This is a genomic window from Terriglobales bacterium (assembly GCA_035764005.1).
Lineage (GTDB): Bacteria > Acidobacteriota > Terriglobia > Terriglobales > Acidobacteriaceae > Gp1-AA112.
In genome coordinates, this window is the sequence record DASTZZ010000075.1 from 41,467 (window position 1) to 61,592 (window position 20,126).

Genomic DNA, 20,126 nt, shown 5'->3' on the forward strand with positions numbered 1-20,126 from the left:
AAATCTACTTTGATCCCGCAGTGCGTACGATGCCGTGGCGCACGCTTTCGTCCTGCCACATGCGGAAGCCGCCGATGAACGCGTTCTTGTTGCTGCCGAGACGAACGCCGGCGGGAAGCTGATCGAGTTTCTTGGCATTCCCACCGCCTAGGACAACGTCGTCCGCCTGCACTGCTTGCCGAAGCTGTGCCACGACATAGAAGACATTCTTCTGCCACTTCTTTCGTCCCAGCCGCTCAAGACCGCGCTTCCCGAGATAGTCCTCGTAGGTGCGGCCTTTTTTATAAGGAAGATGAGCGAGTTCCATGGGCTGCAGCACGCCGTCCACGATCATCGCTGAACCGAGCCCTGTGCCTAGCCCCAGGAAGAGCATGCGTCCTTTCTTGTAGCTGCCAAGAGCCTGCATGGCGGCATCGTTGATGATCTTCACCGGCTTTCCGAAAGCTTTGCGATAGTCGAATTTCACCCAACCGGGCGCGAGATTGAATGGCTCATTGATTGGCCGACCCTGTACCACTGGGCCTGGATATCCGATCGAGACCGCGTCATATTTCCAATCCCTCACCGCGTCCTTTACCTGGTTGACCATCTCTCGCGCGGTGAGTTTGGGACCAGACGGAACTTTGCGCACCTCTTTTTGGCCGGTAGCGAGCAGCTTTACGTGCGTACCGCCAACGTCAATAGCGAGTACGTGCTGCTTTGATTGCTGTGGTGTTGTGCTTTGGGAAATGCTCTTGATCCTGGTCATGAGCGTTTACTCAGCAGAGACTACCGCAATCGTACAAAACTTGGGAAATGGGCTGCCGATCTGCGTCCGATCGCAGATTTCAGGCTGTTGGTGAATAAAACTGAGAAATATTACGCAAGTTCCATTTCGGCCCATGTCAATTCGTAACTTTCTAAAACAATTCTTAACAGGGGATGATGCAACTCGGTCCTACTCTGAGGGTTGAGGAGGCGTCATGAGCGCTCGTCCCCTTTTTCGAATAGTCTGGCTTGCTTTGAGTGTGCTGCAGATCGCAACCGTCGTCTGCGCTTTTGAACGCCCTGCTCACGCGTACGTCGATCCCGGATCGGGATACATGCTGCTGCAGGTGATCGGCAGTATGTTTGCCGGCGCCGTCTTCTATTTACGTCACCGGTTGCGCCGGCTGTTTGCATTCGGAGCTCATTCCTCTTCGGAGGCCGACTCCAGCACAGAGAAGTAGGAGTATCCGTTGTCCTCCCCCGCTGCAACCTTTCGCGATCCCGCCGGCTCGCTTCGCATCGACGATGAGCGCGTGCTGCGTACAGTCCACCCAGAGTACGCCGAAGATTGCCTGAATTTCCTCGGTTCCGAATTGGCACAGAACTGGATTGCCAGCGGTCGTCTGGTAGAAACTCGTATTCTCTCGAGTGCGCCGGGCGAGCAACTCGAACTGGAACACCAGAGGGTTTTCTTTCCTTCCTATCCCTGGGAGTGGACGCCCAGCCAGTGGATCGCAGCCGCCGAACTCACACTCGACTTCGCCGAGCAGCAGTTGTCGATCGGCAGAGTGCTGAAGGACGCAACGCCGCTAAACGTCTTGTTTGAAGGCAGCCGACCGGTGTTTGTCGATGTCCTCTCCACCGAAGCCCGAGAGCTCGAAAATCCGTTGTGGATGGCCTATGGGCAATTCGTCCGCACATTTCTGCTACCGCTGGCTGCATACAAATATCTCGGATGGCCGCTGGCTGCGAGCCTCTCGCGGAGGGACGGGTATGAACCGCGCGATCTGTATGCTCATCTGTCTACATTGACACGACTTCTACCCGCAGTTTTTTCGCATGTGACTCTCCCATTCCTGCTTGAGAAGAAGAACGCAAACAGCACCTCCGCGGCAAAACTGAAACAGCGACCCGAAGTCGCGCTCTACATGCACCGGCAGCGCATCAAGCGCCTGCGGCGAGCGCTGCGTGCCTTTACTCCCAAAATGGGAGCATCAAAGTGGAGCGCTTACCCTGAGAGCGCCTCGCACTACAGCTCCAGCGACCGCGACGAAAAGCGCGAGTTCATCGAGCGGATTCTCTATACGGCCAAGCCAGCTCACGTGCTCGACATCGGCGCGAACACTGGCGAGTACTCGCGTTTAGCCGCGCACGCCGGAGCGAATGTGGTCGCCTGGGATACAGACGTTGCCGCCTCCGAGCAAAACTGGCGCGCAGCATGCGAGTCCCGGCTTCCCATATTGCCTCTGATTGCCGATGCCGCGCGACCTACTCCGGCTCTCGGTTGGCAAAATGCGGAGACCAGTTCGCTGCTCGATCGTGCCCGCGGACGGTTCGATTTGGTGATGATGCTCGGCCTCATTCATCATTTGTTACTCATCGACCAAATCCCAATGGCAGAGATCGCGCGTTTGGTAAATGAATTCACGACTCGCTGGGCGGTCGTCGAATGGGTTCCGGCAACGGACGTTCGCTTTCTCGACCTTTGCCGCGGACGCGATATCCTTTACGCGCATCTCGACGAACGCGCATTCCTCAGGAGCTTCACCCAGTATTTCGAACCGGTAGCGCGGAAGCCGCTGAGCAATGGGCGCGTACTCTTCTTCCTCCTGCGGAATCATTGAGGCATGAAGGCGCAACACCTGCTCGAAGGCTGCGGCGCTGCAATCCTGATTTTGCTCGCATATCTCTGGCCGCAGATTTCGCCAAGCCATGCTGCGTTGTATTTTTCCGTGCTGCCGGTAAACACCGTTAGCCGCGGAATTCTGATCGATCTGGTCGTTGTGGCCCTCGCCTGGGCGGCGGTCACCTTCCTCGTTGCGCGCAGCGACAAAGAGAATCGCAGTCCCGCATGGACCATCCTGCTGGCCATCGCGGTAGTTGTTGCCGTCGCGTCGGTTGCGAAGGTTGCGGAGCTCCGGCAGCGAGTTCCCAAACCGGGAATTTTGGACGCAGGCGTCCTCCTCTTGGGGTTCGCTGCCTGGCGGTGGGCGCCAGCCGTCTATACTCGCAGCATCAGCGTGTTCCGCTTTGCCCTCGTTCTGATCGGATGCTGCATCTTCTGGATGCTGCCCAAGCTCCTCTTCGTCGCATTCCACCGACCTGCGCCGGATGCAGTTTCATTTCGGCGCCCGTCAGGCGATCCTGACGCAAGCAGCGAGCGCATCGTCTGGATTCTGCTCGACGAGCTCTCGTATCAGCAGGTGTTCGAGATTTCTCATTCGAATCTGAAGCTGCCGGCTCTTCACCAGCTCGCCAGCGAAAGCTTCTCCTTTTCGCATCTCAGCGCGCCCGGTTACTACACGGCCAAAGTCGTGCCGTCGCTGATTTTAGGCCGACAAATCGCGGAGCTGGAGAGCACGCTTGACGGTCAAGCAATCATCCGAACAGAAAAGGATTCTCATTGGCACGCCTTAGATCCACAGCAGACGCTCTTCGCCGAAGCGCAGCGCGATGGATGGACAACCGGCGTTGCGGGCTGGTCGAATCCATATTGTCGTCTGCTCGGCAGCGTGCTCGATTCGTGCTTCTGGTATCCCGACCAGTTCACGCCGGCTTACATGTACTCGCATATGTCGCCGCAAAAATCGACAATTGAAAATGCTCTCGCGCCGCTCAGCAGCTCAGTGCGCCGGCTGATGCACGAGAAGTCGAAAGATCCGAGTTCGGTAGACTTTCACGTTCGCGACGCAGAAGGCGTGCTTGCTCCAGCAGTGAAGCTTGTTGCCGACAAAGACATCCGCTTCGCGTTCGTGCATATGCCTGTGCCGCATCCCCCGGGCGTCTACGACCGAGCTACCCAGCAAGTTCGTAACGGCGGCTCGTATCTCGACAATCTCGCATTGGCCGACCGTGACCTGCAGGCGCTGCTGGATTCATTGCATTCGGCGGATCTAGATCGTCATACCATCGTAGTCGTCTGCTCGGATCATTCCTGGCGAATCCCGCTCTGGCGCGGCGCTGCGTGGTGGACCAAAGAAGACGAACAAGCCGCGCAGACCGGCTTCGATCCTCGTCCGGTCCTGCTCGTTCACTTCCCCGGCCAGCAGCAAGGGACCGTGGTCCCGCAGGCGATGAACAGCCTCGTCATGCACGACGCCATAGCCGATCTCCTGCGCGGCCGCATTTCGAATGCAACGCAGTTTTCCCATTGGATAGGCGACTTGTAAACCAGCCCATCACCGCATTCGGCGCTGAAATTCGCTTCTTCTCTGGCCAGCATTCCGGCAAGGTTGCGCATCTAACCCGCGAGGCAGTCTCTCCGCCCACCGCCCGCTTCGCATGGAACGCTACATCTGCATCCACGCCCACTTCTACCAGCCACCCCGTGAAAATCCGTGGTTAGAAACGGTTGAGGTGCAGGATTCAGCATATCCATTTCACGACTGGAACCAGCGCATCACCAGCGAGTGTTACGCGCCGAACGCGGCCTCGCGCATTCTCGATCATGAAGGCTGCATTGCGGCGATCACGAACAACTATGCCAAAATCAGCTTCAACTTCGGCCCGACTCTCCTCTCCTGGATGGAAACTCAGGAGCCGGAAGTCTATGTCGCCATTCTTGAAGCAGACCGGCTGAGCCAGGAGCGATTCTCGGGTCACGGATCGGCGATCGCGCAGGGGTACAACCACATGATCCTGCCGCTGGCGAACAATCACGACCGTTACGCGCAGATCTGCTGGGGTATCCGCGACTTTGAGTCCCGCTTTCATCGCATGCCCGAAGGCATGTGGCTGCCGGAAACCGCTGTCGATCTCCCAACGCTCGACATCATGGCGCAACTCGGCCTGAAGTTTACGATCCTGTCGCCGTATCAAGCCTGGCGGTATCGCCGCATCGGCGCGCGCGCATTTCGCGATGCTTCTGGAGGAAAGATCGATCCTTCGCGTCCTTACCTGGTTCGGCTAAACGAAGGGCGTTCCATTACCGTCTTTTTTTATGACGGACCTATTTCGCAAGCGGTCGCCTTCGAGAAGCTTCTGAACAGCGGAGAGCAATTTGCGAATCGACTCGCGGGCGGATTCTCCGATGCGCGCGATTGGCCGCAGCTTATGCACATCGCCACCGACGGTGAGAGCTATGGGCATCATCATCCTCATGGCGACATGGCATTGGCCTATGCACTCCAGTTCATCGAAGAAAAAGGCATCGCGAAGCTAACGAATTATGGCGAGTACCTTGAAAAGCATCCTGCGGAGCATGAAGTCCAGATTATTGAGAAAAGTGCATGGAGCTGCTCTCACGGGGTAGGACGCTGGTTTGAGAACTGCGGCTGCAACTCCGGTGGACGGGGCGACTGGAATCAGAACTGGCGCGGTCCTCTGCGTCACGCGCTCGACTGGCTGCGGGACACGGTCATGTCGCTCTATGAGCAACGCGGCTCGCAGCTATTTGATGATCTATGGAAAGCACGGAATGACTACATCGCCGTAATCGTCGATCGTTCCAACCAGAGCCTCGACCGCTTCTTCGCTGAAAACTCAAGCCACGAACTCACGCACGAAGAGCGCGTTGCGGCACTCGATCTGCTGGAAATGCAACGCCACGCCATGCTCATGTACACGAGCTGCGGATGGTTCTTTGATGAGCTCTCCGGCATCGAGACCGTTCAGGTGATCATGTACGCAGGCCGCGTGATTCAGCTTGCGCAGAAGCTCTCGGAATATGATGACGGCGAGGCCATCGAAGCGGGATTTCTAGAGCGTTTGCAGCACGCGCTCAGTAACATTCCTGATTACCAGAATGCCGCAGAAATGTACCGCAGGTGGGTGAAGCCCGCCATGGTGGGCCTGGAGCAAGTGGCCGCGCATTATGCCATCAGTTCCCTTTTTGAAACCGGAGCGTCAAAGTACTCCTACACCATCGAGCCTGCCGATTACCAGACGTTCATCTACGGGAAGATGCAGCTTGCCATCGGCCGAGCGGAGGTGTGCTCGCGCGTCACCCACGAGTGCGGACACTACACCTTCGCGGTCCTGCACATGGGTGACCACTCGCTCAGTGCAGGGGTGCGCGTCTTTGCCGGAGACGAGGCTTACAAACGCACGGTGCAGGATCTGCGCCAGGCATTCTCGCGCGCCGATATCCCAGGAGTTATCCGCGCGCTCGACAAGCACTTTGGCGGACCGACTTACTCGCTCAAATCTCTCTTCCGCGACGAGCAGCGGCGCATTATGGATCACATTCTCGAATCCACCCTGCGCGAAGCCGAAGCCAGCCTGCGCGGAATCTACGAACACCATGCGCCGCTCATGCGCTTTTTGTCCGATGTGAAGTATCCCAAACCGAAAGCTTTGGCTCTCGCGGCCGAGTTCGTGATCAACGCCTCACTGCAGCGCGAGTTTCGTGCCGAGTTTCTCGATCTTGGCGAGGTTCGAAATCTGCTCAACCAGGCGCGCGATGAAGGAGTGCAGCTCGATTCTGCAGGGCTCGCATATCTCATGGAGCGCAAACTCAATGGGCTTACCGAGCAGCTCGAACGCCATCCCAGGAACCTCGGCCTGCTGAAAAAGATTTCTTCTTTGATCGATCTTTTGCGCGAGTTGCCGTTTGCAGTCAACCTCTGGAAGGTCGAAAATCTCTATTACCAGATGTCCCGTACGGCGTATCCCAAGCTGCGCGAACAGGGCAGCGCGCCGGGCGAGTGGTTTGACAGTTTCCTTGAGCTCGGATGCAAACTTCGCATTCGAGTAGAAGCGGTACCCACGATGCAGATGGCCATCGCCACCTGAGTCACAACCTCCGGAGGTACTCCATGGACCTGCTCGATCGCCTCGATGTTCATATTCCTTCCCAAGCGAAGAAGATTCTGATCGGCGCCGCCGCGGTTACGGCAGGAGGTCTCATTTTGGGAGCGGCTGCTGCAGGAATCGCGGCATCCACCTTGGCGCGCCGACGCGATAACTTTTCGCTGCACGGTAAGACGGTGTTCATCACCGGCGGCTCGCGCGGGCTTGGGCTTGCGATGGCGGAGGAGTTCGCGCGCCGCGGCGCACAGGTAGCGATCTGCGCCCGGGACGAAGAAGAGCTGGAACGCGCGCGTCAAACTATCGAACGTGAAGCCGGCGGGTCGGTGATGACTTTCGTCTGCGACGTCTCCGATCGCGAGCAGGTGGAGAGCACGGTTCTGAAGGTTCAGAGCCATTTCGGCGCGCTCGATGTGCTCGTAAATAATGCGGGCATCATCGCCGTCGGTCCGGTCGAGAACCAGAATCTCGAAGACTTCGAAGAGGCGATGAAGATCAACTTCTGGAGCCAGGTGTACGCCACCCTTGCTGCCCTGCCCGAAATGCGCCGGCGCGGCGAAGCGCGCATTGTGAACATCACCTCAATCGGCGGCAAAGTGAGCGTGCCCCATCTGCTGCCCTATAGCTGCTCGAAGTTCGCGGCGGTCGCGTTTTCGGAAGGCCTCCGCTCAGAACTCGGCAAAACGGATGTGAAGGTCGTGACGGTAGTTCCGGGACTCATGCGCACCGGCTCACACATCAACGCCGAATTTAAAGGCAAACACAGCCAGGAGTTCACCTGGTTCAGCCTGAGCGGCACCAATCCGATGACGTCGATCAATGTGAAGCGCGCGGCGAAGCAGATCGTCGATGCGACTCAAAGCGGACGCGCTGAGCTGATTATTTCATGGCAGGCGGAGCTGCTGGCGCGCTTCCACGGACTCGCGCCCGGGCTCACCACGGAGATCCTGAGCCTGGTGAATCGCACACTGCCCAGCGCCGGCGATTCCGACGAAAAGCGCAAAGGCAAGGACAGCCACAACGCCGTAACGAAGTCACCGCTGACGGCGCTCGGCGAAATGGCAGCTAAGCGCTACAACCAGAAGCCCGCGTAAGAGTTCCAAGCAAAACAGAACCGCCGACGGTAGGCGGTCGGGCAGCCGCGTGGTTTGCGGCTGCTTCAGTTCAGTAGTCGAAGCATTTGGGATCGGAACTCTCCATTCGGCGATTTCCGACCCCCCGGCGATTGCTGCCGGTTCCGAGGAGCAAGCATGGCCATCAAATCCCGCAAAACTCAGTCAAAATCCAAAGCCGGCGAGCAGCAAAAATCAGAAAAGAAGACCAAGGGAACAGTGATGCAGTTCCCGGCCAGCAAAGGACGGCAGCACGAGCCGAAATCCCCGTTGCCTTCGCAGCATCAGCCGCGTCCCGGCATCGAGGCCAAAATGGAACCGAAGCCGCGCTATCAGGCTCCCCTCTACAAAGGTTCCGAGAAGTTAAAGAACAAAGTCGCGCTGATCACTGGCGGCGATTCCGGCATCGGCCGCTCCGTTGCTGTGCTCTACGCGCGTGAAGGCGCCAACGTCGCGATCGTGTACCTCGCCGAAGAGCAGCAGGATGCAGACGAAACCAGGAAAGCAGTCGAAAAAGAAGGACGCGAGTGCCTGCTGATTCCGGGCGACGTGAAAGACGCCGTCTTCTGCCGACGCGCGGTCGCGCAAACCGTTCGCAAGTTCGGCAAACTCGATGTCCTCGTCAACAACGCTGCTTATCAGCATCGCCAGGAGGGCCTGGAGCAGCTCAGCGAAGAGCAGTGGGAGAAGACCTTCCGCACCAACATCTTCGGCTACTTCTATATGGCCAAAGCGGCTCTGCCGCATCTGAAGCCTGGCAGCGCGATCGTGAACACCGGTTCTGAAACAGGACTCGAAGGCAACAAGAAGCTCCTCGACTATGCCAGCACGAAAGGCGCTATTAACGCGTTTTCGAAATCGTTGGCGCAGAACCTGGTCGAGAAAGGCATTCGCGTGAACTGCGTGGCGCCGGGCCCCGTCTGGACTCCGCTCAATGTCGCCGACAAACCGGCCGAAGAAGTCGGCAAGCATGGCGAAGATGTGCCCATGGGCCGTCCGGCACAGCCGGAAGAAGTCGCGCCGGCGTATGTGTTCTTCGCGGCGGAAGCGTGTTCGAGTTATATCACCGGAGAAGTGCTTTCCATTATGGGAGGCGAAACCACAGCGGCGTGAGATGGCGCAACAACACTCAGGCGGCACGAAATCATCGCCTGCATCTCACTCGAAAAGGGAGAAAGGAGAACAATATTCATGCCATCAGCAAGCAGTCGAACGACTACCGATCATGACGAGATTCGCCAATGGGCGGAGGAGCGCGGCGGACGTCCGTCGTGCGTAAGAAACACCGGAGGCAGAGACGACATCGGCATTCTGCGCCTGGATTTCCCGGGTTACAGCGGCGAAGGATCTCTCGAAGAGATCTCCTGGGATGATTGGTTCGACAAATTCGATGAGCGCGGCCTCGCGTTGCTGTTTCAGGAGACCACCGCAGGAGGACAGCGCAGCAATTTCAATAAGCTCGTAAGCCGCCAGACAGCCAGGCAGGCACAAACTGCGCATCGTGGCACTGGTCGCCGTACGCAGGCGACTTCGAAATCGCGAAGCGCGTCCAGTAGCGCGCGCAGCAGCTCACGCTCAAGCAAATCGACGCGTTCGCGCAATCAGAATCGCAGCGAAGGCCGCTCCTCGCGCCGGAAGACAACCGCACGCGCGGGCGAGAGTCGCGGACACAGCTCTTCGCGATCTGCTTCTTCTCGTACCAGCAACGCACGGGCAAAGCGCAGCTCATCCCGCTCGGGTCGCGGGACTGAAACCGGCACACGCACTTCTCGCGCCAGCAGCACACGTCGTAGCAGCAGCGGAATGCGAACGTCGAAATCGCGGGCAGCGCAAGCAGGATCGCGGACGAAGGCCAAATCCAAGAGTTCGCGCTCGAATCTTCGTCGCGCAGCCTAGGAAAGTCTGTCCGATTCGTTCCCATCAGCAATTGCCTGTAGAGCCGGGATTTCGTGATTTGCGAACGATGCAGTAATGCACTTACGAGTCTCGGTTCGTGCAGGTGCTCGATATCTTTTCGCTGCAATCCTCTTTGCAAAGCTATTCTCATCCTTCCTGTCTGTACATGCGTGCTAAACTCCGCCTAGCTCATGCTGAAAGTGCTTTGCCGTTGGCTGCTGGTCGGATTTCTTTTTGCGCCGGCAAGCGTGCTTTGTCAGGACATCCCCTCCGCGGCTGCGCAGCTTGCGGCGCGCATTACCGAGCGCTCCACGCCCGGCGCGGTTTCGATTGCAATCACTAATCGCTCGTCGCTGAGTGATGACGCGGTCACGACTCTCCGCTCCGAATTGCTGCAGCAACTGCAGGCGCGTGGCTGGCGCGCTAAAAGTTCCACTGAAGGTGGAACTACGATCAACATCACGCTAGCAGAAAGCTTTCGCAATTACGTCTGGACGGCCGAGATATTCGAGGGCGAAGTACGCAAGGTAGCCATCCTGGAGATGCCCCGCCCCAGGCTGGCGACCGAGAGCACCAGTGATCCGGTCGTGCTGGCGCGGACTCTTCTCATCTCCTCTGATGAGCCGCTGCTCGACGTCGCGTTGGTGGAGGGCAAGATTTCAGAAGGCGCGCACCTGACTGCGCTTACCAGATCTTCCGTGCAGTTGTTTCAAATGCAATCAGGACAATGGCATCTTACGCAGACGCAACCCCTCGGCATCGCGCCGGGAGGAAGTCGCGATTTGCGCGGTCGGCTGTTCATTCAACAAGGCAGCATCATCGACGCCTACCTGCCCGCCCTGCACTGCACAGGAGTGATTACACAGACGCTCTCCATCACCTGCCGTCAAAGTGATGATCCCTGGCCAGTCGGCGAAGATCGCCGCCTTGAAGCTTTCTATGCCTCAACCCGGAACTACTTCAACGGTATTCTCTCCGGTCAATCCGCCCAAAACGGGACTGTCAATCCCTTTTATTCTGCTGCCGTTCTGAGCGATCGGGTACTCTACTCCGGAATCGACGGACGTGTGCGCTCACGGGTAAATGGGCAAACCTCCGCTATTCCCGCAGCAAAATGGGGCAGCAACATCGCTGCCGTTCAGAGCACGTGTATTCGGGACATTGTGATTGCCGGCTCGCAAGGAGACTTTACTCAATCCGACGCCGCTACGGCGTACGCCGTTTCCAATTCGGAACTGACACCCGTTGCCCAGCCGGCGCCTTTTCCTGGACCGATTATCAATCTGAATCCCTCACCCGGCGGTCAGCAGGCCGTTGCGGTAGTTTCATCTCTATCTGGACGCTATGAAGCGTATCTGCTTACTCCTCGCTGCAATTACTAGCCTGGTTGCGCTCTCCCTTGCGGCTACGCGCCCGCATTACGGCGGCACGTTGCGGCTGGAGATGCGAGGAACGTTTTCGTCGTTCGATATTGCTCCGGATTCAAATGGCAACCGCTCTCGTGTGCGGGATATCGTTTTGCGCAGTGTCTGCGATCGGCTGACCGCAATCGACGCCACTGGTACGCCCCGACCCTCGCTGGCAACCGCGTGGCGCGTCGAGGGGGAAGGGCGAACATGGCTGTTCACACTGCGCGATGGAGTCGCAATGCAAAACGGGACGACGATGACGCCGCAGACGGTGATCGCGGCGCTCACTGCGCAAAATCCAAATTGGCATTTCCAGATTAACGGCAAGGAACTTCGCATCGATAGTGACGCCCCCATTCCGGAAATGCCGTTCGAGCTTGCCGAGTCGCGCAACTCCATTTGCATAGCTGGGGCTGACGGCCGCTGGATCGGCAGCGGGCCTTTTCAGATCTCAGATTTCCGAGCCGGGCAGTACGTCGAACTGCAGGCATTCGACGACTCCTGGCAGGGTCGCGCGTTTGTCGATCGCGTCCGCATTCAGATGACCAGGTCGCTCGCGGACCAGGTCAATGATTTCCAGCTCGCCCGTGCCGACGCCATTGAGAGCGATCCGACTCAACCTCGTCCGACGAACAGTTCTACGGGAATATTTTCTCGACCTCTCGAGGTCATCGCTCTCGCGTTTACACCAAATCATCCTGCAGCGTCTGATCCGAGAATCCGCGAGGCGCTTGCGCGATCCATCGATCGCAATTCCATCTTCACCGTGCTGCTGCGCCGTCAAGGCGAAGCCAGCGCCGCGCTGCTTCCAGAATGGATCTCAGGATATGCACATCTCTTCAATTCAGCGCAGGATCTCGGAAGTGCAGTGCGACTGCGCAATCAGGCGGCCGCGCTCTCAACGTTGTCGCTGGTCTATGACGGGGCAGACGATCTTGCGCGCCTGATTGCTGAACGCGTCTCACTCAATGCTCGCGATGCGGGGATCACGCTCCAGCCGCGTCCGGAATCGCCGATGTTCCGCAGCTTCGACGCTGACGTTCGTCTCATTCGCGTGCGCATTGAATCACCCGATGCCGCGTCGGCCCTTGCGTCAATCGGCAATGCCCTCGATAACGCGACCTTGCAGCGGGCGCGATCGGCCACAACTGCCGATCAACTATTCTCTGTCGAAAATGACGCGCTGAAGGATTTCTCGATTATTCCGATCGCGCACCTTCCTGAGTCGTTCAGCATCGCTCCGGCAGTGCACGACTGGACTTTGGGCATCGCCGGCGGTGTCGATTTGGGAAATCTCTGGATGGAGCCGCCAAGGTGAGTCTGAGGTGGCGGCTACTCTTGATCTTCGGCAGCATCGTTGTCGGCACTGTCGTAGTTATTTCCTATGTCGTATCAGCCGGCGCTCGCAGGGCCTTCCACAGTTTTGAAGACCAGCAAACTGAGGCGATCAAGAATCAATTCGAAAACGAGTTCGCGCTTCAGGGGAAAAATCTCAACCTGCGCGCGCAGGCGATTGCGCGTTCGCAAGCGGTCCGCGACATGGCTATGGCTCTCAGCACTCCAGGAGGAGATCCGGCGCCGTACTTGACCCTGGCCTCGTCGCTCGCCTCACAACAGCAACTCGATTACCTCGATCTTTTCGGTCCCGAAGGTGCAATCATCTCGTCGGCAGAGTGGCAGGCTAGATTCGGCGTGCATGAAAGCTGGATCACCGAAGTCCCGAATTGGGACCAACAAAGCTATTTTCTCCATGAGCAGGAAACTGCCGAAGGAAAGAACCTGGCTCTCGTCGATGTGAAGCAGGTCCCAGGAGTGGATCGCAATTTCTACGTTCTTGCCGGACGCCGCATCGATTCCGCGTTTCTGAAAAATCTCTCCGAAGTCCTGCCGGGCAATACCAAACTCCTTCTCTGGCAGCCGGAAGGCAGCTCCTCGGGCGACCTGCAAGATGCATCCGGCGCGATCCCGGTTCCGGACGATCTGAAATCGGTGCTGGAGCAGGCACACAATGGAAACAAAGAAGCGCGCGGACACGTTCGGCTGAACAGCACTTCCTACGCGGTTCGAGCGATTCCACGCTCAGGCCGCGAGTCGCGCACCCTCGCTGTCATTGTGATCGCGAGCAGCCAGGCCGAGCTCAGCGATCTGCAGACCCGGATTCGAACCACCGCCCTGCTGATTGCCTTGGCCGGAGTAGTACTGAGCATCATCGCCAGCGGATGGTGGGCAGGCCGCATCAGCCGCCCAATCGAAGATCTGACTGCCGCAGCCGAGGATGTAGCTGCGGGGAATTGGGGACGCAAGGTCGATGATGCAGGAGCGAACAACGACGAAGTTGCACGCCTGATTGCCTCGTTCAACCAGATGACCGGCGAATTGCTCCGCCAGCGCGATCGCGCCGTGCAGGCCGAGCGCGTCGCCGCGTGGCGAGAGCTCGCGCGCAGGCTCGCGCACGAACTGAAGAATCCCCTCTTCCCTCTGCAGATCACGGTCGAGAATCTGATGAAGGCCCGTCAGCAGAACTCGCCTGAGTTCAACGACATCTTTGCGGAAAGCACAACTACGCTGCTCGCCGAGCTTAACAACCTGAAGAAGATCGTTGGACGTTTCAGCGATTTCTCCAAAATGCCGGCGCCGCGTCTTCAGGCAGTAAGTGTGAACCAGCTGCTCGAAGAGATTGCGCGTCTCTTTGCTCCACAACTCTCCAGCGCGGCCAATCCAATCAAGCTTGAGACGAACTTCTCGTCCTTCGATACAACGATCTCAGGTGATCCCGACCTGCTGCGGCGCGCATTCGAGAACCTCGTCCTGAACGCCATTGACGTAATGCCGAAGGGCGGCATGCTACGAATCGCGACTTCAGCAAAGGGCGGCATCGTAGCCGTCGAGATCTCGGACACAGGCGCTGGACTCACGGAAGAAGAAGCCAAACGCCTCTTCACCCCGTACTACACGACCAAGCAGCACGGCACCGGATTAGGCCTCGCCATCGTGCAATCGGTCATCAGCGATCACGGAGCGAGCATCGCCGTATCCAGCATTCCCGGAAAGGGAACAAAGTTTCGCATCGAATTCCAGAGTGCCAGCGTGGAGCCGGTCGCCCCCAGCCGGGTGTTGGGTGGAAGTACGAAGATGTGAATTAATCTGCGAGTCGCGAATCCACCAGACACGCGGGCGAGGCGCCTGGCTCCACGCTGACTTGCTCTGATGCGACAATGATGACTGCTCTCAGTAATCAGTACCGTCCGCGCGGTAGCGGATGGGTTACAGCGACATCAGCAGCAATGAAAAAAGCTTATCTGCTCATCATCGACGACGAGCCCAACACTCTGGCTTCGCTCTCTCGCGCTTTTCGCCTCGCCGGGCACGAGGCCACAGTCTGCGATCAGCCGGCGCGCGCGCTGGAGCTGGTGAAGAACCAAAGCTTTGATCTAATTCTTTCCGACGTTGTCATGCCCGGCAAAGACGGCATCGCTCTGCTAGAAGAAATCAAGTCACTCGGCGTGACCACGCCCGTGGTCATGATGTCCGGACAAGCGCACATCGACATGGCCGTCCGCGCGACAAAACTCGGCGCTATCGATTTCCTGGAAAAGCCCATCTCGACCGACAAGCTCCTGCTCACGCTCGAGAACGCAGTACGCCTCACGCGTCTGGAGCAGGAAAATCGCGAGTTGCGCGGCACGCTAGGCAAGCATGAGCTGGTCTGGCGCGGCGAAGTAATGTCACGGTTAATGACGCAGATCGAACGCGTCGCAGCCAGCGAGACCCGTGTCTGCATCCTCGGCGAGACCGGAACGGGAAAAGAACTGGTGGCGCGCACGCTGCATCAGAAGAGTCCGCGCAGCGCAGGTCCATTCGTCACGCTCAACTGCGCCGCAGTGCCTGCCGAGCTAATCGAGAGCGAACTCTTCGGACACGAGAAAGGATCATTCACCGGCGCCGCCGCACGCCATCTCGGCAAATTCGAGCAAGCCAGCGGAGGCACGCTCTTCCTCGACGAGATCGGTGACATGCCTCTGTCCATGCAAGCCAAGCTGCTGCGCGTGCTGGAAGAAGGAGAGGTGGAGCGCATCGGCGGAAGCGGGACGGTGAAGGTCGATGTCCGTGTAATCGTCGCTACGCATCGAGATCTCGCTGAACAAGTGCGCGAAGGCAAGTTCCGCCAGGATCTCTTCCACCGTGTTTATGTCTTCCCGTTAGCTCTGCCGCCGTTGCGAGAGCGCCGCGACGACATCCCCGTCCTTATCGACCACTTCCAAAAGCAGATCGCGCGCCAGAACAACTGGAAACCGACGCAGTTCACGCCCGATGCTATTGCCGAGCTGCAGCGATATGCGTGGCCGGGCAATGTCCGCGAGTTGCGCAACGTAGTCGAGCGTCTTCTGCTGCTCGCTCAGGACAATGAGGTGGATTTAGCGACAGTGAGAATGGCCCTCCCGCCGACCCCTGCTCCAGTTGCGGGAACCCCGGCATCCGACGGTAACGGCACGCTCTCCGAGCGCATGGATCAGGTCGAGCGCTCCATCATTCTCAGCGAACTAGAGCGCCAGCAGTTCCATATCACCAACACCGCCAAGGCGCTCGGACTCGAACGCAGCCATCTCTACAAGAAGGCGCAGCAGTTGGGAATCGATCTGGCCAGCGTGCGCAGAGGCGGGGGATAAAGCAAATTCGGCGCAATCCATCAAGGCAAATCATCGTTCCCCTCAGCGCCAATCGGCTGACTCGACCCTGCTGGTTTGCTATATTCGAGAATCACTAATCCCTGACCGGAGGGTCGGTGCCCAGCCAGCAGCAGGTCAAGTGGTCACAGCTACGTGTCGGACTCACGGTTCTGGTTGCGAGTGTCACCCTCGCCGTTCTGATTTTCGTCATGAGCGGCACTGTCAGTCCTTTCAGCCGCAAGATCGCTCTGCGCGCCTACTTTGAGAACGCGGCCGGCCTGGTAAAAGGCGCCCCTGTGCGACTCGCAGGCGTCGACATCGGCAATGTGGACGCTGTGCACTACGTCAGCGATCCAAAACGAAAAAGCACTCCGGTGGAGGTGGTGATGAAGATCAGCTCACACCATCAAAACGAAGTCCTCCATGGCACGGCGGCCAACCAATACAAAGACGGTTCTCTAGCGACACTGGAAACCGCGGGGGTACTCGGAGCTACGTTCGTTGACATCGACAGCTCAAGAGCCTCCGGCCCGCCGGTCAAAGATGGTGACGAGCTGAAGACCACCGAAAGCCCCGGCGTCCAAGACGTCCTCAAAGCCAGCCAAGGGACGCTCGAAAAGCTGAATACCATCCTCAACAACGTGAACAGCATCGTCGATACAATCCAGAATGGGAAGGGAACGATCGGGAAAATCATTAAGGATCCTGAACTTTACAACCATGCGAATGGACTCGTAGCGCAACTCCAGATCCTCACTACCCAGATCAACGAAGGCAAAGGTAGTGTGGGCAAGCTGCTCGCCTCGGACGAGCTCTACAACAAGTTGAACGACACGGTCACGAAGTTCAGCCAAATTGTGGATGACATCAATGCCGGAAAAGGAAACGTCGGCAAATTCCTCAAAGACGAGCAGCTCTATAACAACATCAACGAGACCACGGCTAAAGCTCGCGATCTGATGAATGACATCGACGCGGGCCGGGGCACGCTAGGCCTGGTGGCAAAGAACAAAGAGTTCGCCGCCAAAATCGATCGCCTCACCACGAACCTCGAGCAGATCTCGAATCGGCTCGCAGCCGGCGAAGGATCAGCCGGCCTGCTCCTGAAAGATCCGCGCCTCTACAACAACGCCGACCAGATGCTGATAGAAAGCCGCAATCTCGTGAAAGCGATCCGCGAGAATCCGAAGAAGTACCTGACGATTCATTTCAAAATCTTCTAGAAATGGACAGTCGGCATTCAGTAAGAACAAGCTTCTAAAGCGTTAAAAAGAGAGTTGCTGGTTCCACATCCAGCTACTCCGAATCAAAAACTTATGCCCTCTCACCATCCGGCTTCTACAGCAGAAATCAATTTCGCGACGAGTTCCAATGTTCGAGTTGTCGAAGCCTCCCGCTGATGATCTGAAGCGTGTACACGAGAGCGGAAAGCTCTAGAGGATTGAGGGAGGAGGGATCACGCTGTAGCTGACAGCAAGTCTGGAAGAGTTCACTTGTGAGCTCCTGGTTCAGCACACGCAGAAAGCCGACTTCCTCGTGATCGTCCTCCGCACCAGTGGGCACTGACATCAGGTACGTGGCCTTTGACCCTTTGAAGTCGTGCATGTTGAAAATCGGTCGCATCCTGAGTTGCTGAATTGGGCTAATGACATTATTGAGGAGTGGTTAAGCGTGAGACGCCGCTACCATGCGGAGCGTTGCAGTGGAATCCCAACGTTTCGAAATTCCGGTGCTGCTGGCGCAGGTAGAGGAAATTTCATCCCGCTTCGCGTTGCCCGTGGCGCAATCTGACGCATCCAACGGGAGGATCACTGTGAGACCAATTTGGAGAAGTCATGGCCGAGACGAATTGCGTCGAGTGTGGCCGGTTGCACGATACCTACAACGCGGCGACGATCCGATACATGAAATTCTGCGAGTGCAAACGGGACACTCGGGATGTACAGCAAGGCAATCAGCTCTTCACTGAAATGAATGATGCAATGCTGGCATTCATGTCCCATCGGAGAACACATCCGATCAACCAATTGTTAACCCGCTGAAGTTCTTACCTGCGAATTAATGGCGAGACTTCCAGCTGCTATGCCTCTTCCACAGCAGCGTTGTCGCTGCTGTTCATCGCGACGAGCTTCCCAATACGGATAAAATGCTGGGACGATCTCATGCTTGTTCTGCATGTAGTTGGCGCTCGTCCGAATTTCATGAAGGCAGCTCCCTTGTTTCGTGAGCTGCAGAAGCACTCAGGAATTCGCCAGGTGCTGATCCATACCGGCCAGCACTACGACGTAAACATGTCAGACGTATTCTTCCAGCAGCTTCGCATTCCTGCTCCGGACGTGAATCTGCAAGTCAGCTCCAAAACTCACGCGCAACAGACGGCTGAGATTATGAGCCGCCTGGAAGGCGTCGTGCTCGAGCATCGACCCGACTGGGTGCTCGTCTACGGCGACGTGAACTCGACCGCAGCTGCCGCCCTCGTCTGCGCCAAGCTTCAAGTTCGCGTCGCGCACGTGGAAGCCGGACTGCGTTCCTACGATCGCTCCATGCCGGAAGAGCTAAACCGCCTCGTGACAGACCAGCTTTCCGATCTGCTCTTCACCCCGTCGGAGGACGCGAACCGCAATCTCGCGCGCGAGGGCATTCCGGCGGAGAAGGTCCATCTGGTGGGCAACATCATGATCGACACTCTGATCGAGATGCTTCCCGAATCGGGAAAACACATGCCTGCGGATGTCCCACCGAGGTTCGGCCTGGTGACGCTGCACCGGCCATCGAACGTTGACGATCCGCACTGGCTGCGCGAGATGCTGGCCGAGCTGCACCACATTGCCTCCGAGCTGCCCATCATCTTCCCCGTGCATCCGCGCACGCGCGAGCGCATCGCGCAACTGCGTGCGGGTAGCAATGGCCTGCGCCTCCTCGACCCTCTGCCTTACCTGTCGTTCCTGGCGCTGCAGCAGCGCGCGAGCATCGTCGTGACCGACTCCGGCGGCATCCAGGAAGAAACAACTTATCTCGGCGTCCCGTGCCTTACCGTCCGCGACAACACGGAGCGGCCCATCACCATCGACGAAGGCACGAACGTACTAGTGGGGCGAAGTCCCAAGCGGATCCGCGAGGAGATCGAACAAGTCCTGGCAGGAAAGGCGAAGCAGGGAAGGATTCCCGCGCTGTGGGACGGCAAGACCTCGCAGAGAATAGCGAGCGTACTAATGCGCGACCGCGCGAGAGCTGCGCGCGCAGGATCGCTCGGCAGTGCCTAGGCGTGTAAATCGCGCGACCGTGGACGAAAGTCCATGGCGTCCACGAAAGTCCACGGCGTCCACAAAGTCCCGGGCCAGCAGCCAGCAGCCAGAAGCCAGAAGCCAGCAGCTAGCAGCTGCCTTCAGCTATTCGCCGTCTCCGCGCCGACATCGCAATTGCCATTCGTAGGCTGCGAAGGCAGCGACGGAGGCGTCGCCAGATGCGGGGTCGAGAAGTCGAAGAACTCCATCATATCGTCAGCGTTGGCATCGCGCGCCGTAAGCGGCTGCAGCCCAAAACGGTCCTCGATGAACTTGAGGATGGACGTATGATCCCTCACCACATGCGACACAAAGTGCGGCTTCACCCATGGCGAGACCACCACCAGCGGCACCCGCAGACCGCTATGGGCGAAGTCGCCCGAAGGCTCGCCGCAGCAGAGCATGGGCGCGATGTTGTCCGGCTTCGTCAGGCCGGCAGGCTGGACATGGTCGTAGAATCCCCCAGGCTCATCCCAAGACAAAAAAAAAGCTGACGAATGCCAGCTTGGGCTCACGAGCAGGGCGTTTATTATTTTCGCGACCTCCGCCGCCCCGGTCTGTATATCGCTCCCCGGATGCTCATCCGCCCCCGCCGACCCTCCGCCGCGATCGATGAACACCACCTGCGGCGTCGTCGACTCCGACTTCACGTCAGTGAAGTACTGGCTGATGGGGAAGACCTTGCCGCTGTCGCGCTGGTAGGTAGCCCAGTCGGCAAGCGAGTTCGTCTCGTCCACGCGGTAGACGCGCCACTTGATTCCCGCCGCGTCCAGCCGATCGAAGATCGTCGCCTGCTGCCATCCACCGCCCGGCGGACTGTCATTATTAATGTGCCCAAACGACGTCGCGGCAAACAGGTACATGCGATTGGGAATCGTCCGCGTTTCCACCGACGAAAAGTAGCGGTCGCTAGTCCCAAACTGGAACCCAAGCTCGTAGTAGTAGGGCAGGTCCGTCCAGTCGTAGTAGCCCATCGAGCGCCGCCCGCCCGAGTCGATGCTCGAAGGCAGATAGTTCTGCGTCTCCAGCGGAAACCGGTCCATC

15 protein-coding genes are annotated in these 20,126 nt (G+C 58.2%); 13 read left to right on the plus strand and 2 right to left on the minus strand.

Annotated elements, in window-relative coordinates:
* Nucleotides 1–4: 4 nt before the first annotated feature.
* Nucleotides 5–748, minus strand: a complete 744-nt coding sequence (locus tag VFU50_13015) for an ROK family protein (GenBank protein ID HEU5233777.1) — start codon at nt 746–748, stop codon at nt 5–7.
* A gap of 214 nt (nt 749–962) precedes the next feature.
* Between VFU50_13015 and VFU50_13020 the strand changes: the two genes are divergently transcribed.
* From VFU50_13020 to wecB, 13 genes are all read left to right on the plus strand, one after another.
* Nucleotides 963–1,208, plus strand: a complete 246-nt coding sequence (locus VFU50_13020) for a hypothetical protein (GenBank protein ID HEU5233778.1) — start codon at nt 963–965, stop codon at nt 1,206–1,208.
* 9 nt (nt 1,209–1,217) lie between these two features.
* Complete coding sequence (locus tag VFU50_13025; protein ID HEU5233779.1) at nt 1,218–2,591, plus strand: class I SAM-dependent methyltransferase; 1,374 nt, start codon at nt 1,218–1,220, stop codon at nt 2,589–2,591.
* 3 nt (nt 2,592–2,594) lie between these two features.
* The gene (locus VFU50_13030) at nt 2,595–4,136 is read left to right on the plus strand and encodes a sulfatase-like hydrolase/transferase (protein HEU5233780.1); all 1,542 of its coding nucleotides are present in this window, start codon (nt 2,595–2,597) and stop codon (nt 4,134–4,136) included.
* A 112-nt stretch (nt 4,137–4,248) separates the two neighbouring features.
* Nucleotides 4,249–6,699: a DUF3536 domain-containing protein gene (locus VFU50_13035; protein HEU5233781.1), complete on the plus strand. Its 2,451-nt coding sequence runs from the start codon at nt 4,249–4,251 to the stop codon at nt 6,697–6,699.
* Between the two features lie 23 nt (nt 6,700–6,722).
* Nucleotides 6,723–7,808, plus strand: coding sequence for an SDR family NAD(P)-dependent oxidoreductase (locus VFU50_13040; GenBank protein HEU5233782.1), 1,086 nt, complete (start codon nt 6,723–6,725; stop codon nt 7,806–7,808).
* 156 nt (nt 7,809–7,964) lie between these two features.
* Nucleotides 7,965–8,939: an SDR family oxidoreductase gene (locus tag VFU50_13045; protein HEU5233783.1), complete on the plus strand. Its 975-nt coding sequence runs from the start codon at nt 7,965–7,967 to the stop codon at nt 8,937–8,939.
* 78 nt (nt 8,940–9,017) lie between these two features.
* On the plus strand, nt 9,018–9,722 hold the full coding sequence (locus tag VFU50_13050) for a hypothetical protein (protein HEU5233784.1): 705 nt from the start codon (nt 9,018–9,020) through the stop codon (nt 9,720–9,722).
* Nucleotides 9,723–9,913: 191 nt separating this feature from the next.
* A complete protein-coding gene (locus VFU50_13055; protein HEU5233785.1) occupies nt 9,914–11,104 on the plus strand; it encodes a hypothetical protein in 1,191 nt (396 codons plus the stop codon).
* Nucleotides 11,067–12,449 carry an ABC transporter substrate-binding protein gene (locus VFU50_13060; GenBank protein ID HEU5233786.1) on the plus strand — a complete coding sequence of 461 codons (1,383 nt, stop codon included), beginning with the start codon at nt 11,067–11,069 and terminating at the stop codon, nt 12,447–12,449. Before VFU50_13055 ends, VFU50_13060 begins: the two co-directional genes overlap by 38 nt.
* A complete protein-coding gene (locus tag VFU50_13065) occupies nt 12,446–14,269 on the plus strand; it encodes an ATP-binding protein (GenBank protein HEU5233787.1) in 1,824 nt (607 codons plus the stop codon). Before VFU50_13060 ends, VFU50_13065 begins: the two co-directional genes overlap by 4 nt.
* Nucleotides 14,270–14,346: 77 nt before the next feature.
* Nucleotides 14,347–15,798, plus strand: coding sequence for a sigma-54 dependent transcriptional regulator (locus VFU50_13070; GenBank protein ID HEU5233788.1), 1,452 nt, complete (start codon nt 14,347–14,349; stop codon nt 15,796–15,798).
* A gap of 116 nt (nt 15,799–15,914) precedes the next feature.
* Nucleotides 15,915–17,021: an MlaD family protein gene (locus VFU50_13075; protein HEU5233789.1), complete on the plus strand. Its 1,107-nt coding sequence runs from the start codon at nt 15,915–15,917 to the stop codon at nt 17,019–17,021.
* A gap of 939 nt (nt 17,022–17,960) precedes the next feature.
* Entirely contained in the window at nt 17,961–19,061 is a 1,101-nt protein-coding gene (gene wecB / locus VFU50_13080) for a UDP-N-acetylglucosamine 2-epimerase (non-hydrolyzing) (protein HEU5233790.1), read from the plus strand.
* Nucleotides 19,062–19,183: 122 nt separating this feature from the next.
* On the opposite strand, the gene VFU50_13085 is transcribed toward wecB, so the two are convergent.
* Nucleotides 19,184–20,126, minus strand: a 943-nt coding sequence (locus tag VFU50_13085) for an alkaline phosphatase family protein (protein HEU5233791.1), incomplete at its 5' end; no start/stop codon positions are given.